The organism is Herbaspirillum autotrophicum, from assembly GCF_001189915.1.
Lineage (GTDB): Bacteria > Pseudomonadota > Gammaproteobacteria > Burkholderiales > Burkholderiaceae_D > Herbaspirillum > Herbaspirillum autotrophicum.
Genome location: NZ_LFLS01000062.1, coordinates 1 through 15,144, shown reverse-complemented (window position 1 = coordinate 15,144; position 15,144 = coordinate 1). Strand labels below are relative to the sequence as shown.

General features: G+C 58.7%; 12 protein-coding genes and 1 pseudogene. 3 read left to right on the top strand and 10 right to left on the bottom strand.

What is annotated here, in order from left to right; genetic code table 11:
- Window positions 1-641, bottom strand: a 641-nt coding sequence (locus tag AKL27_RS26365) for an aromatic amino acid lyase (RefSeq protein ID WP_198156097.1), incomplete at its 3' end; no start/stop codon positions are given.
- 119 nt (window positions 642-760) lie between these two features.
- Window positions 761-2,008, bottom strand: coding sequence for an allantoate amidohydrolase (locus AKL27_RS26360; RefSeq protein WP_050465877.1), 1,248 nt, complete (start codon window positions 2,006-2,008; stop codon window positions 761-763).
- 165 nt (window positions 2,009-2,173) lie between these two features.
- Between AKL27_RS26360 and AKL27_RS26355 the strand changes: the two genes are divergently transcribed.
- Window positions 2,174-3,496, top strand: coding sequence for a C4-dicarboxylate transporter DctA (locus AKL27_RS26355; protein WP_083439321.1), 1,323 nt, complete (start codon window positions 2,174-2,176; stop codon window positions 3,494-3,496).
- Window positions 3,497-3,577: 81 nt separating this feature from the next.
- On the top strand, window positions 3,578-4,264 hold the full coding sequence (locus tag AKL27_RS26350; RefSeq protein ID WP_050465876.1) for a GntR family transcriptional regulator: 687 nt from the start codon (window positions 3,578-3,580) through the stop codon (window positions 4,262-4,264).
- 8 nt (window positions 4,265-4,272) lie between these two features.
- Here the strand turns inward: AKL27_RS26350 and AKL27_RS26345 are convergent, their stop codons facing one another.
- The 7 genes from AKL27_RS26345 to pedF form a co-directional block, all read right to left on the bottom strand.
- Window positions 4,273-5,055: an IclR family transcriptional regulator gene (locus AKL27_RS26345; RefSeq protein WP_050465881.1), complete on the bottom strand. Its 783-nt coding sequence runs from the start codon at window positions 5,053-5,055 to the stop codon at window positions 4,273-4,275.
- A 133-nt stretch (window positions 5,056-5,188) separates the two neighbouring features.
- A complete protein-coding gene (locus tag AKL27_RS26340) occupies window positions 5,189-6,586 on the bottom strand; it encodes a GntP family permease (RefSeq protein WP_050465874.1) in 1,398 nt (465 codons plus the stop codon).
- A gap of 140 nt (window positions 6,587-6,726) precedes the next feature.
- Window positions 6,727-7,734 carry a 4-hydroxy-2-oxovalerate aldolase gene (gene dmpG, locus AKL27_RS26335; RefSeq protein WP_050465873.1) on the bottom strand — a complete coding sequence of 336 codons (1,008 nt, stop codon included), beginning with the start codon at window positions 7,732-7,734 and terminating at the stop codon, window positions 6,727-6,729.
- 13 nt (window positions 7,735-7,747) lie between these two features.
- A complete protein-coding gene (locus AKL27_RS26330) occupies window positions 7,748-8,692 on the bottom strand; it encodes an acetaldehyde dehydrogenase (acetylating) (RefSeq protein ID WP_050465872.1) in 945 nt (314 codons plus the stop codon).
- Window positions 8,693-9,121: 429 nt separating this feature from the next.
- On the bottom strand, window positions 9,122-10,741 hold the full coding sequence (locus AKL27_RS26325) for a methyl-accepting chemotaxis protein (RefSeq protein ID WP_083439319.1): 1,620 nt from the start codon (window positions 10,739-10,741) through the stop codon (window positions 9,122-9,124).
- A gap of 82 nt (window positions 10,742-10,823) precedes the next feature.
- Window positions 10,824-11,663 carry a substrate-binding periplasmic protein gene (locus AKL27_RS26320; protein ID WP_232311122.1) on the bottom strand — a complete coding sequence of 280 codons (840 nt, stop codon included), beginning with the start codon at window positions 11,661-11,663 and terminating at the stop codon, window positions 10,824-10,826.
- A 99-nt stretch (window positions 11,664-11,762) separates the two neighbouring features.
- Complete coding sequence (gene pedF, locus AKL27_RS26315; protein WP_050465871.1) at window positions 11,763-12,233, bottom strand: cytochrome c-550 PedF; 471 nt, start codon at window positions 12,231-12,233, stop codon at window positions 11,763-11,765.
- 291 nt (window positions 12,234-12,524) lie between these two features.
- Here pedF and AKL27_RS26310 point away from each other — a divergent pair, with 291 nt between their 5' ends.
- Window positions 12,525-14,438, top strand: a complete 1,914-nt coding sequence (locus tag AKL27_RS26310) for a sigma-54-dependent Fis family transcriptional regulator (protein ID WP_083439320.1) — start codon at window positions 12,525-12,527, stop codon at window positions 14,436-14,438.
- Window positions 14,439-14,480: 42 nt separating this feature from the next.
- Here the strand turns inward: AKL27_RS26310 and AKL27_RS26305 are convergent.
- Window positions 14,481-15,144 (bottom strand): annotated as a pseudogene (locus AKL27_RS26305) (alpha/beta fold hydrolase); the annotation flags it as partial.

Below are 15,144 nucleotides of genomic sequence, written 5' to 3'. Positions count from 1 at the left end.
AGTACCGCCACCGCCAGCGAGGCAGTACAACCATTGATCAAGGCCGACGCATCCTTGGCCTTGAGATCGAATTTCACTTCACCGACACCGGCCTTGAGGATCGCTTGCGGCGCCGACATGCGCTGGCCCTGATACATCACTTCGGCTTCGTCGAAACCGGCAATGGCGGCGGCCAGATAGGCCAGTGGCGCCAGATCGCCGGAAGCACCGACCGACCCCTTTTGCGGCATGATCGGATGAATCCCGGCATTCAGGAACGCCAGCAAACGGTCCACCACTTCCACCCGCGGCGCCGAGTAATTGCTGGCGAAGGCATTGGCGCGCAACAGCATGGTGGCGCGGCTGACTTCTTCCGAAAACGGTTCCCCGATACCGGCGCTGTGGGCCTTGATCATCTGGGTCTGGAACAGTTCGATATGTTCGACCGTGATGCGGGTGTCCTTGAGCAAACCGACACCGGTGTTGAAGCTGTACATCATCGGCGCTTCGTCGTGCATCCAGGTCGATTCGATATAGTCGCGGCTTTGCTTCAGAGCGGCGCGCGACGAGGCGGCCAGTTCTACCTTGTGATGCGGCGCGCGTGCCACGCTCAATACCTGTTGTGCATTCAGATTGAAGCCGTCGATAGTGATGATGGACATATGTTTCCTTTTCAATGAAGTCCTGCTGGAATAAGTAAGGTCGTGACTGCCACGGTCAAATTGCTGCCAGGGCCGGCGTCACGACTGGTGAGCTAAAACGCTGTACCTGATCAGTCTGATCAAGCCCCGAAATGTTCGACGAAGCGACTGAACACGCGCGCGGCATGCGCAGCATCCTGCGCCGTCATGGTTTCATCAGGGTGATGGCTGATGCCGCCATTGCCGCAACGCACGAACAGCATCGCCACATCGGCCAAGGCCGCCATCGCCATGGCATCGTGGCCGGCGCCGGAAGGCAGATGCCGCACCGGCAAACCGCAAGCGCCGATAGCCGCCGCCAGTTGCTCTTGCAGCCACGGCGCACATGGCACGCTGGACGCTTCATGCGTCTGTTGCAATTGCAAACCGATGCGACGCCGTTCCGTGATGCGCTCGATTGCCGCCACCACATCGGCCACGGCGGCCAACCGCATGGCATCTTGCCCGGCGCGGATATCAATTGAAAAACGGGCACTGCCCGGCACCACATTGGCGGCGCCATTCGGCACTTCCAGCATGCCGACGGTACCGACCAGCCCTGGCTGGCCGCTGCAACGCTGCTCTATATACAAGCCGATTTCAGCGGCGGCCATCGCCGCATCGCGCCGCATATGCATGGGCACCGTACCGGCATGGCCGGCCAGTCCGCTCAGCTCGACCGTGAAGCGGGTAGCGCCGGAAATCGCCGTGACCACGCCGACCGCAAAATCTTCATTGAGCAATAACGGTCCTTGCTCGATATGCACCTCGACAAACGCCCGCACGGTATGCGGCAACCAGGCGGCCTGATCCAGCAGCGCCGCATCAAAACCGACCTGCGCCATCGCTTCGCGCATGCTGATGCCGTCGGCGTCGCGGTTGTCCAACACCTTGCGATCAAAGCTGCCGGCGATGGCGCGGCTGCCGAGCAAGGTAGCCTTGAACCGCACCCCTTCTTCTTCGGCAAAGCCGATCACTTCCAGCGCATGCGGAAAACGGCGACCGGCCCGATGCCATTGCGCGATGCAGGAAATCGGTAACAGAATGCCAAGCAAACCATCGTATTTGCCGCCGTTGCGCACTGTGTCGAAATGCGATCCGGTGACCAGTGCCGGCGCCTCCGGGGTCAATCCTTCATAGCGCCCGATCACATTGCCGGCGACATCGCGCCGCACCGCCATGCCGGCCGCCAGCATCCAGTCGATCAATTGCTGCGCTGCGGCCTGATGCTGCGGTGTCAGGTAGGTGCGGGTCATCATGCCCGGGACTTCGGTATGGGTTGCCAGAAGTTCTGCGCGGGCCATGATTTCCTCGCCGCAATACAAATATTTCTGCTGTTCATCGTGCATTGTGTCTCCTTGTCATCACTCCGGATTTGCCTCAATATTTTTATTGTATTCAATAATTGTATGCAATATAGTGGGCTTATTCCGGTTTGCCAAGAAAAGATTGAAGACAACGAATTGCAACAGGATCGGACCGGAATTTATTCACAACAAAATCTGGAGACAACCTTGAAACGCTTCTACAAATCCCTGTTCGGGCAAGTCGTCATCGCCCTGATTGCCGGCATCGTCATCGGCATGCTCTATCCGCAATTCGGCCAAAGTCTGAAACCGCTCGGCGACGGCTTTATCAAACTGATCAAGATGATCATCCCGATGATCGTGTTTTGTGTCGTGGTACAAGGCATTTGTGGCGCCAGCGACCTTAAGAAGGTTGGCAGCGTCGGCATCAAGGCCATCATCTATTTTGAAGTAGTCACCACCATTGCCCTGCTGCTCGGTCTGGTGCTGGCATTTGTGTTCCAGCCCGGGGCCGGCATGAATATCGATCCCAGCACACTGGACGCCAGCAGCCTCGGCAGCTATGTCGAAACCGCCAGCAAGGTCAAAGGGACCGGCTTCGCCGAGTTCTTCATGAAACTGATTCCCGCCACCGTGGTCAGTGCCTTCACGTCCGGCGACGTGCTGCAAGTGCTGCTGTTCTCGGTGATCTTCGGTTGTGCGCTGCTGCTGATCGGTGACAAGGCGGCGCCGGCGCTGGCCGTGATCACCTCGCTGTCGGAAGCCTTTTTCAAATGCATGTCGTTCATCATTCGTCTGGCACCGCTCGGCGTGTTCGGTGCGATTGCCTTCACCGTCGGCAAATACGGCATCGGCTCGCTCAAGCAGCTCGGCATGCTGGTAGTGTTGTTCTACGCTGCAGTGATCTTTTTCGTGCTGGTGGTATTGGGTGGCATTTTGCGCAGCTCCGGTCTCAGCATCTTCAAGCTGATCCGCTACCTGCGCGAAGAACTGATCGTGGTGCTGGCAACCGCCTCTTCCGACAGCGTGCTGCCGCAGATCATGAGAAAACTGGAATTCATGGGCATCAAGAAATCCACGGTCGGACTGGTAATCCCCACCGGTTACTCATTCAACCTGGATGCATTTTCGATTTACCTGACCATGGCGGCCGTGTTCATTGCCCAGGCTACCAATACCCATCTGGCGATGAGCGACCTGTTGCTGATTCTGGCAGTGGCACTGATCACCTCCAAAGGCGCCCATGGCGTACCCGGTTCGGCGATCGTGATTCTGGCGGCGACGCTGACGACCATTCCGGCAATTCCGGTGGTCGGGCTGGTGCTGGTGCTGTCGATTGACTGGTTTGTCGGCATTGCCCGCGCGCTCGGCAACCTGCTCGGCAACTGTGTGGCGACCGTGGTCATCGCATCATGGGAAAAGGATATCGACAAGGTACGCGCCCGAGCGGTACTCAATGGCGAGTTCGACTTTGCCGGCGGCAAGCAGCATGCAACGGCCAATCCAACCGGGACGGCCACGGCTGACTGAACGCAAAGTCCACGGCAGCGGCAGCAGATACGAGTACAATTCCGGCAACGTAATTGAGAAGATCTTCACTGCCCTGCATCCATGACTGCAACCAACCATCCTCCCGGCAGCTCGGAAGCGATCGCCTGCGACATCACCACGGCGATCGCCGAACAACGTCTGCCGCCCGGCACCAAACTGCGCGAAGAAGCGCTGGCCCGCATCTATGAAGTCAGCCGCACCAAAATCCGCGCTGCGCTGGTGATGCTGGCCAAGGACAAGCTGATCGACCTGGTGCCGGACAAAGGTGCCTTCGTCAGCAAGCCGACGGTGGACGAAACCCGCAATATCTTTTTCGTGCGCCGCATTATCGAAGCCGCCATGGTCAGGGAATTCGTGGCGCGCGCGACGCCGGAAGATTACCTGCGCATCGAGCAGCACCTGGCGCAGGAACGGCTGGCCATCGAAGAAAACAATTCACAAGTGCGCTCCACCCTGCTGAGCGACTTTCATATCTTGCTGGCCAATGTGGTCGGCAACGAAGTGCTGACAGACATTCTCAACAAGCTGGCCGGACGCAGTTCGCTGATCACCATGCTGTATCAGTCCACCCGCGACGCCATGTGTTCGAGTGAAGAACATGCCGCGTTCATTACTGCGGCCAAGGCCGGTGACGTCGAGCGCGCAGTGGAGTTGATGACACACCACTTGCAGCACGTCGAATCCGCTTTGCAATTCGACACCGTCAGCGACAGCAAAAGAGATCTGGTCAAGGGCTTGCTGGCTTAGCAGCCAATTCAGCCGGCGTCGTTGCGACTGCCCAGTTCGGTGCTGATGCTGTGCGCCGTGGCTTGCACCACCGGAATCAAGGCGGTCATGCGTTCACTGTTCATGTATTCCGCTGCACTCGACACACTCACCGCTGCCACGATGCGGGCGCTGGCATCACGAATCGGCACTGCCACGCAGCGAATCAGCGGCGCATCTTCTCCCAGATCGAACGCATAGCCGGAATGCGCATAGTTGCGCATCAGCGCCAGCCATTCTTCTTCGGCAGTACTACCGCTCTGCTGCGGATGGTCATGCGCGAACAAGGCACGCCATTCGGCTTCCGTCTTGTCCAGCAACAGCGCCTTGCCGACGCCGGTGGAACACACCGCCTTGCGGCCACCGATACGCGAACTGATTTCCACGGCGCGCTGCCCCGGCAATTTATCCAGATACGCCACCTCGCCATCATCGAACGCGGCCAGATGCACCGTATCCTGCGTTGCCATCGCCAGCTTTTCCAGATGCGCGCGCGCGGTGGCCGGCAGATTGCTTTGCTGATACGCCAGGAAACCGAGCTCGATCAACTTGCTGCCGAGACTATAGCCTTTGCGCGGCTCGAACTTCAGATAACGGATTTGCACCAGCGCCGACGCCAGCCGGTGCGCAGTACTGGAATTGATACCGGTCTTTTCGCTGATGGCCGGCAAGGTGGTCACGCCATTGGCGACGGCGTCAATGATTTCCAGCCCGCGAAACAAGGTTTGACTGGGAATGGTGCGGGTCGGTTTGGAGGACGGGCTTGGAGACATGATGGCTGGCCGCTGATGCAAATGAGAAAAACCGCATTCTGACAGAAATCCGGCGGCTGTCAGCAAGAATGCGAGCGGCCCCGTCGCCGCAGCCGCTCGCATCCGTTGCGCGACCAAACCGCAGTCGCTGGTTTTATACGATACCGGTGGTATAGAACAACACAATCGCAAACGCGCAGGCGATGGTCTTGATGATGGTGATGGCAAAGATATCTTTGTAAGACTGCCGGTGCGTCAGTCCGGTCACGGTCAGCAAGGTAATCACGGCCCCATTGTGCGGCAGGGTATCCATGCCGCCGCTGGCCATCGAGGCAATCCGGTGGAATACTTCCAGCGGAATGTTGGCGGCATGGGCGGCTTGAATGAAAGTATCCCCCATGGCACCCAGCGCAATGCTGAGTCCGCCAATGGCAGAGCCGGTCATGGCTGCCAGTGCGGTAATGGTGACCGCTTCATTGACCAGTGGATTGGGCACTGCCTGCAACGCCTTGGCGGCGATCACAAACCCTGGCAAGGCTGCCACTACTGCGCCGAAACCGAATTCCGAGGCGCTGTTCATGGCCGCCAGCATGGCGCCGCTGACCGCGTTCTTGCTGCCTTCGGCGAATTTCGGCAATACCGTGCGCCAACTGCTGGCAATCACCACCAGAATACCGACCAGCAATGCGCCTTCGACACCCCAGATCGGCGCCGACTTGATCACGTCCACCGGCAATGGTGCCGGCAAACCCGGCAAGGACAAACTGTATTGACCAACGTCATACCAGGCCGGAATCCATTTGCCGAATACATAGTTGAGCGAACACACCAGCACCAGCGGGAACAAGGCCACCAGCGGATGCGGCAACTTTTCACTTTGATCGATCGGCGCCGGCTCATTGATGTGATTGACGCCATAGCCTTCTTGCGCCCGCACTGCGGCGCGACGGCGCGACTCCAGATACAGCATGCCCAGCACGAAGATGAACAGACCGCCGATGGTGCCAAGCCACGGTGCGGCCCAGGTATCGGTCTTGAAGAAGGTAGTCGGAATGATGTTTTGCACTTGCGGGCTGCCCGGCAAGGAATCCATCGTAAAGGTAAACGCACCGAGCGCAATGGTGCCCGGGATCAGGCGCTTGGGGATATTTCCCTGGCGGAACATCTCGGCCGCAAACGGATACACCGCAAACACCACCACGTTGAGCGACACCCCGCCATACGTCAGCAAGGCACACACCAGCACGATCACCAGCATGGCGCGTTTCTGGCCGACCATGCGGATCACCGCAGCGCTGATCGATTTCGAGTTGCCGGACAGTTCGATCACTTTGCCGAAAATCGCACCGAGCAAAAATACCGGGAAATACAGTTTGATGAAGATCACCATCTTGTCGAGGAAGATGGCAGTGTAGGTTGGTGCTACGGCACCCGGGTCTGTCAGCAATACTGCGCCGAGTGCTGCCAGTGGTGCAAAGATGATGACGCTGAACCCGCGATAGGCCATCAGTACCAGAAACGCCAGCGCGAGGATGACGATCAGAATTTCCATGTGAATGCTCCATTATTCTTATGCTCCGATGCCGGCCGCGGCATTGCGTAAATGACGAACCGGAAACGAACAACAGACAGGCTGCGCGGTAACGCAGCCTGTCGATTTGATTTACTGCTTGCCAGCGATACGACCCCGGCTTAGCGCGCGCCGGCCAGATCCAGCGCGACGTCGACGATCATGTCTTCCTGACCGCCCACCATGCGCCGACGACCGAGTTCGACCAGAATATCGACGGTCTTGATGCCATATTTTTTGGATGCCGCTTCGGCATGCCGCAGGAAGCTGGAGTAGACACCGGCATAGCCGAGCGCCAGCGTTTCGCGGTCAACCCGCACCGGCCGGTCTTGCAACGGCCGCACGATATCGTCCGCCGCATCCATCAGGGCATAGACGTCGCAGCCGTGATTCCAGCCCAGACGATCCGCCAGCGCAATGAATACTTCCAGCGGCGCATTACCGGCACCGGCGCCCATGCCGGCCAGGCTGGCGTCCACCCGGTTGCAGCCCTCTTCCACCGCCACTACCGAATTGGCCACGCCGAGACTGAGGTTGTGATGCGCATGCATGCCCAATTCGGTTTCCGGCTTGAGCACATCGCGGAACGCGCGGAAGCGATCCCGCACGCCATCCATGGTCAGCGCACCGCCGGAGTCCACCACGTAGACGCAAGTGGCGCCGTAGCTTTCCATCAGCTTGGCTTGCTCGGCCAGTTTTTGCGGCGTGATCATGTGGCTCATCATCAGGAAGCCGACCGTGTCCATGCCGAGTTCGCGGGCATAGGCAATGTGCTGACGCGAAACGTCGGCTTCGGTGCAATGGGTCGCCACGCGCACCACGCGGGCGCCGGCATCATAAGCAGCGCGCAAGTCATGCAAGGTACCGATGCCGGGAATCAGCAAGGTGGTGATCTTGGCGCGCTTGGTGGTCTCGGCCGCCGCAGCGATCCATTCGACATCGCTGTGAGCGCCGAAGCCATAAGTGAAACTGCCGCCCGACAAACCGTCGCCGTGCGCCACTTCAATGGAGTCGACACCGGCCTCATCGAGTGCCTTGACAATCGTGCGCACGTTGTCGAGGCTGTATTGATGGCGAATGGCGTGGCTGCCGTCGCGCAGCGTCACATCGGAAATATAAAGTTTGTTCATCGAATTCTCCGTCCTATGCCGCGACCGCGGCCAATTGCGTTTGCGCCATGCGGTCGGCGCAAGCCAGCGCTGCCGAGGTCATGATGTCGAGATTGCCGGCATATGCTGGCAGGTAGTGGGCAGCGCCCTCCACTTCCAGGAACACCGAGACCTTGAGACCGGACTTCTTGCCAATGCCCGGGATGTTCAGTGCATTGGCTTCATCGAACAGATCGAATTGCACTTTTTGCTTGATGCGATAACCGGGCACATAGGAATTGACCTGCTCCACCATCTTCAGAATGCTGTCTTCAATGGCTTGCTGATCGGCCGGATCGGCCAGCGCAAACACGGTGTCGCGCATGATCAGCGGCGGGTCGGCCGGATTCAGCACGATGATCGCCTTGCCGCGCGTGGCGCCGCCGAGCACTTCAATCGCACGTGAGGTGGTTTCGGTGAATTCATCGATATTGGCACGCGTGCCCGGACCGGCCGACTTGCTGGAAATCGAGGCCACGATTTCGGCGTAGTGCACCTTGGTCACGCGCGAGATCGCTGCCACCACCGGAATCGTTGCCTGGCCACCGCAGGTCACCATGTTGATATTGCTGGCACCGAGTTGCTCATCGAGGTTGATGGCCGGGATCACATACGGGCCGATGGCAGCCGGGGTCAGGTCGATCACGCGCACGCCATGCTGTTGCAACAAGGCATTGTGATGTGCATGCGCGCCGGCCGAGGTGGCGTCGAAGGCGATGCGGATGTCGGCAAATTCCGGCATCTTCAGCAAGCCGTCGATACCTTCCGCCGTCACTGGCACATTCAAACGACGCGCTCGTTCCAGACCATCAGACGCCGGATCGATACCGACAAATGCACCCATTTCCAGATGTTTTGCATTCCGCAAAACCTTGATCATCAAATCGGTCCCGATATTGCCGGACCCGATGATCGCCACTTTCACTTTGTTGTTTGACACGACTGTCCATCTCCGCAGGAAGAAAGTTGATACCGCAAAAAAAGGAGCGCATGCGCTGCATCAGCTCTGCCACTGCGCATTACCAGGGCGGCAAAGCTACCGCGCCAGAAGCGCATCGGATGAAACGACCGGCGCCACTGGTGGCAATCGCATCGCAAGCGTCTCCACGTTTTTTTATTGTTGAAGCGGATGCTAAATCCTCGAATTAGAAATGTCAATATATGATATTCAATCTCAATATATGACATTTCATTCTGGAAATGAATTGATCAGGCAGCTGGCAGATAAAACGAATGCAGTGATAACGCGAGCCACAACCTGCCTCAACGGGACAAGTTGCAGCGCTGCTTGCAGTTGTGAACAGGGGAAGATGCGAGGCGCGTACCAACTGCGCCGGTATTGCCGGCACATGACGGCCAGCGATGAGAATTAATGTGCCGCCACTACCAGCAACGGTGTCGCCGGCAGCGCTGACGATGCGCGCTGGCCCGAGCGATAACCAATCCGGAAGCCGCCCCAATGACGGCCGTTGACATAGATCGGCACGGACAGATCGTGCATCACCTCGCCGGTGTCGCGCTGATAGGTTTGCAACAGGAATGGTTTGGTATTGCTGCCGCAACGACTGCCGGTACGGTCGCTGAAAATCCGTTTGGTGCGATTATTGAGCAGATCGGTTTCATAGTTGCCGGTCAGCGGCTGTGAAAATTTCTTGTTGTGGGTAGGAAAATAGCCGTTGTCATCCACCGCCCCGGCATAGGCCAGATGCGGCATGGTGACCAGGATCGGTTCCTGTATCGATGGCAATACGCGGTCGGTGAAGGCATCAAACCCGGTACGATGCTTGGGCGGCGCCGTGTTCGGCAGCGGTTGATAGGCGCGGTCGAACAAGGCCGCTTCGCTGATGCGACCACCTGCCAGCGCCTCCTCAAACAATTTACCGATGTCGCGCGCAGCGGCGCTTGCCACGCGCCGGATATCGTCATGCCGGGTCGGCACCTGACTGGCGGCGATTGCGCCGTAAATGACTTCCGCGCGTTCCGACAAGGCCATGGCGGCCGCGGCCACGCGCGGCAATTCATTATCGGTGGCCAGCATGCCATCGCGAATCGCCAGAATCGCATCGGCGATCTGCTGCGTGGTATCGACGTGTTGACGCGAGGCTCTGGCGATGTGCTGAATCTCTTCTTCCGAGACACCGGCCGCCTGTTCGATATTGCCGAGAAAACCGTGCACGCGCTCGACGTTGGCCGAGGCTTCCAATACCTTCTTGCTCAGCGCATGCATGCCACCGGCGGCACGTTCCGCTTCTTCATTGATGGCGCGCACCATGGTTTCAATATCGTCCGTCGCGCTCTTGGTCCGTTGCGCCAATTGTCGTACCTCGCCCGCCACCACTGCAAATCCACGCCCATGCTCACCGGCGCGGGCCGCTTCGATGGCAGCATTGAGCGCCAGCAAATTGGTGCGGGCAGCGATTTCGCTGATGACTTCCGTGATGCCGTGAATCCGGCGCGACTTGTCCTGCAATTGCGTCATCATGGCCGACGCCGCTTGTGCATCGTGCCGCGCCTGACCGATCTGCGCCAATCCGAGATCAACTTCGGCGCGCCCGGCCATGCTCTCGGCGCGCACTTTCGCGGCGACACCCGACGCCCGTTCGGCATTGGCGGCAATCTGTTCCGTGCTGGCTGCATTGTGCGCGGCGCCGGCAACGATGCCATTGGCAGCCTGCACATCATGCGTGATCTTGTTTTTGATCGTATCGACAAAATACGAAGTTTCGGCGGCACCGATCATGATGTGATCGATCTCATCGGCAATCCTCGCAATCACTGTGCCATTCCGCGTTCTGGCGCGCTGATTGTGTAGCAGCGCCACCAGCGCAGTCACCGCGACGGCCAGCGCACTGACGCCCAACGCGCTCACCTCCGCCGCAGCCCAGCGGTCCAGCGCAAATGCCAGTAGCAACCCGACGCCGGCCGGCCACAGCCACGCCGACAGATGCGCCAGCGGTGCCCGCGGCAACTGTTTTTCAAAATCAGACATCCAGGTGTTCCCCCGACTGCTACATCGTTCTTCTTGGCATGTCGCGCATTGCCCGCTGAACCCTGCGCGGCACGGCGTTGATCTATGGCGTCACGACGGCCACACCGTGCCGGGCGAAGATTTTTGCCATCTCGCCCGATGCCACCATGTCGGCGGTAGCGTCTTGCAGTTGCCGCACCAGTTCGGCATCATCCTTTTTTACCGCCATGCCGACAGCCCACCCCTTATGCGGCAGGCGCGGAAAACTGACCTCGGATATCCGGTAGCGGGGATCGTCGCGCACCGCCGCCTCGATTTCCGAACGACTTGCCAGCACGCCATCCAGCGCCCCGCTCTTCAGCGCTGCCAATGCTTCCGTCGCGGTCGGATAGATCTTCACGTTGTCACGAAATTTTCCATCTTCAGCGCCGAGCATCACGACTGCACTGATCGAGACCTTTTCCACACCGATGTTCTTGCCGGCCAGCGAGTCGAGACTCTCGAACTGCGGCACCTTGCGCACGTCAGTAACAAGACGAACCGTCTCGCGATGATACGGCGCGAAAATCGCCACCTGTTTGTTCTGGCGCGCCAGATTGGGATCGACCGGCACATGCAACAAGACATCGGCAGGACCATAGCCGAGGTAATGTCCTTTCCATACCATGTTGCGCAAATCATCGCCAAGATCATCGCCGGCCGGGAACGGCAACAGACTGACTGCCAGCCCCAGCTTCTTCGCCAGCGCGTCGGCCAGGTCGATATCGATGCCATTGCCGCCGGCCGAGAACGGCGCGAAGTCGTTGTACACCGCGACCTTGAGTACGCCCGACTTCTTGATCTTGGCGAACGCATCATCAGCGCGCGCGGAAGTGCTGACGCCGGCCAGCAGGCATGCAAGCGAGAGCATCGTAATGAATACCTTGCAGGAAAATTTGATCATGATGCAAAACTCCGTTGTATTGATCACATCAGGCGGATGCCGGACCATCAGCAAACAGGACCGCAGCGCCGGTCTCGCCGATGCTGCGGGTGGCGACATTCATTTGGTGGCGCGCAAGGTTTCCAGATAAGCCTTGATCGACCACATCGCCTCCTGATTCAGGATGCCTTCAAACGGTGGCATGTAGACGGCGCCGTTGCGTACTTTGCCGCGGCGTACCGATTGCAGGAAATACTTGTCGGTTTCTTTGTAACAAGCTTGTTTCTTGGCATCAATCTTGAGGTCGGTGCAGTCGCGGTCAAGCAACCGCAGATCAGGCGCGATGCCACCCGATTGCGCTTGCAAACCATGGCAACGCGCGCAATTTTCGGCATAGGCCGAACTGCCGATCTTGATCGCTTCCTTCTGGCCGCGATAAGGGTTGTCATCTTTCCATGCCGCACCGAGCGCCGGCAATGTCTTGGTATCTACCGCCTGTGGCGTGACATCGCCATGCGCCTGACTGGCGACGGGCAATATCGCTGCCGCAGCCAAAGCGCATACTGAAATGAAGTGTCCGATTTTGTTCATGCAAGTCTCCTCAATGCCATTGTTAAAAGAATGAGGAGCGTTGAGCAATTGCCATGCCATACGGCAGAAGTTTCAGAACACCACACTGGCACTGAAATTGCTGCATATTTTTTGTTCTGTTAATGAACAAGTGCTACATTAAACAACACAAAAAAAGAAACAAGCTGAGACCGGCCGATATAGCCGCAGCATCAAGAGGAGACAAGGATGCATACGATAACAGGCAGCAACAGCGGCGTGATTGCCGCCGCCAATACCACGGGCATGCTTTCTGCATGTGATCCCCACATCATGATAGAAGAATCCCGCCAGCGCTCCATCGCACATGGGTTGTCCGAGACCGAAGCCCCGGACTACAGCCCGGTCGCGCGCGCCGATTTTTCACTGCTGCTGGAGCAGAACCGCACCCTGCATCTGCATGCGCTGCCGGTCATGGAAACCCTGTACGAGCAAATCATCAACACCCACAACATGGTGATCCTGACCGACGTCAACGGTCTGATCGTGCATACGCTCGGTGATGATGACTTCCTGGAAAAGGCCAACCGCGTGGCCTTGCAACCGGGCGTCACATGGTCGGAACAAAGCAAGGGCACCAATGCCATCGGCACCGCGATTGTCGAACGGCAGGCCGTGCAGATACATGCGAATGAACATTATTTACAGGCCAATCATTTCCTCACCTGTTCGGCGGCACCGATTTCCGATCATCAGGGCAACGTCATTGGCGTACTCGATGTGACCGGCGATCAATCCAGCTTCCACAAGCACACCATGGCGCTGGTGCGGATGTCGGCGCAAATGATTGAGAACCATTTGTTTTCAGCCGCCTTCAACAACGCCATTACCTTGCACTTCAACACCCGGCCTGAATTCATCGGCACGCTGATGGAAGGCATTGCCTCATTTACGCCGAGCGGTCGTTTCCTGTCTGCCAACCGTACCGGTCTGTTTCAACTGGGCCTGCCGCTGTCGGCATTGCAGTCGCACACCTTCAGCTCCTTGTTCGGTTTGCCGATTTCAGCACTTTTCGATCACTACCGCACTGCAACACCGGGCTTGCTGAATCTGTGCATGCCCAGCGGCGCACGCGTGTATGGACGGGCCCAACTGCAAATCGCCAACAGCGTGTTTCAGCATTCAGCCGATCTGGCGCGCAATGATCAAGGCAACGATACCGAAGCAGGCCGACAGAGTAGCCACACGTTTCAGCCAGCGTCGTCACAGACAGCCAGCCAGAGCCAGCGTCGCATGTCCGGTTTGCGTTATCTCAATACCGGCGATCCGCAAGTAGCAGCCCTGATCGACAAGGTCAACAAAGTGTTGGGACGCGACATCCCGATTCTGGTCATGGGTGAAACCGGCACTGGCAAGGAATTGCTGGCGCAGGCCATCCACAATGATTCCCCCCGCGCGGAAAGCCCCTTTGTCGCCGTCAACTGTGCGTCGATTCCGGAGACGCTGATTGAATCCGAGCTGTTCGGTTATGAAGACGGCGCCTTCACCGGCGCGCGCAAGAAAGGCGCAGTCGGCAAACTGCTGCAAGCCAACGGCGGCACCTTGTTCCTGGATGAAATCGGCGACATGCCGTTCAGCCTGCAGGCGCGCCTGTTGCGCGTTTTGCAAGAGCGTATGGTGACGCCGCTGGGCAGCACCAAATCAATTCCCGTCAACGTCGAACTGATCTGCGCCACCAATCGCAACCTGCGCGAGCTGATCGCCAAGGGTGAGTTCCGCGAAGATCTGTACTACCGGCTCAATGGCCTGGTAGTCAAACTGCCGCCGCTGCGCGAGCGTACCGACCTCGATATCGTGGTGGAAAAGATTCTGATTGCGGAATCCAGCGGCGGCCGCTACAAGGTAGCGCCGGATATCATGCACTTGTTCAAGCAACACAGCTGGCCCGGCAACTTCCGTCAGTTGACCAACCTGTTGCGTACCGCCATCGTGATGGCCGGCAATGAAAACGAGATCCAGCGCCAGCACTTGCCCGACGACTTCCTCGATGATGTCGAAAGCTCACGGGCGCAAGCGTCGGAAGACAATACCAACTGGATGGTGTCGCAAGGCGCCAATCTGGAACAGGTGGAGTTATCGGTGATTCAGAAAGCACTCGAATCGAATGGCGGCAATGTCTCCGCTACCGCCCGTGCACTGGGCGTTTCGCGCAACACCATTTACCGTAAAATCCCGCTCGCCAAGTAACCCCGGCCCCCGGCGTCGCATGTTGCAGCGCATCGCATATCGTCATCTGGCGAACTGCGGTGGCAACTGCGCCCGATGCAGGTCAGCCACTGCTTGTCGCAGTGCAGCAGCGATCAGCGGATCGCTGGTGGTATGGGTGCCGCCGGCAATCCAACGCAAATCTGCCGCCGGCATGAAGCGCTGCAACCGGATCGCGTTTTGCGGCGGACAAATCAGGTCCCGGGTGCCATGAATGATGATCGCGGGAATACCGGCCGCATCGGCCTGCCGCGCCGCACGCAACAATTGCCGTTCGCTGGTGAAACAGTGCTGCGACAAGTAATGCGCCTGCATCCGGTATTTGTTGAGGCGGGTCGGCGTCACTTCGCCATCGGCCACCGCGGATGCCGTCTCCGCCGCCGGCACGGCCCCGCTCATCGCCAGCATCAGCGCATCTTCGTAACGTCCCCACCTGGCCGCACCGTCGCGCTGTTGCGCAAGTGTCCCATTCTGCAACAACACTGTTAAGGAATGGAGCACCTGCTGTCTTTGCGCGCGGCTCCAGCCCTGCACAAGCCGCATCCATGCCTGCGGCGCCAGTGCCTGCAACTCCTGAAAGAACCATTGCATCTCGCGCGGACTGGTCAAAAAGCTGCCGCGCAGCACCAGCCCGTGCAAGTGCTGCGGATAGCGGCCGGCATACAAGATCGCCAGCACCGCACCCCAT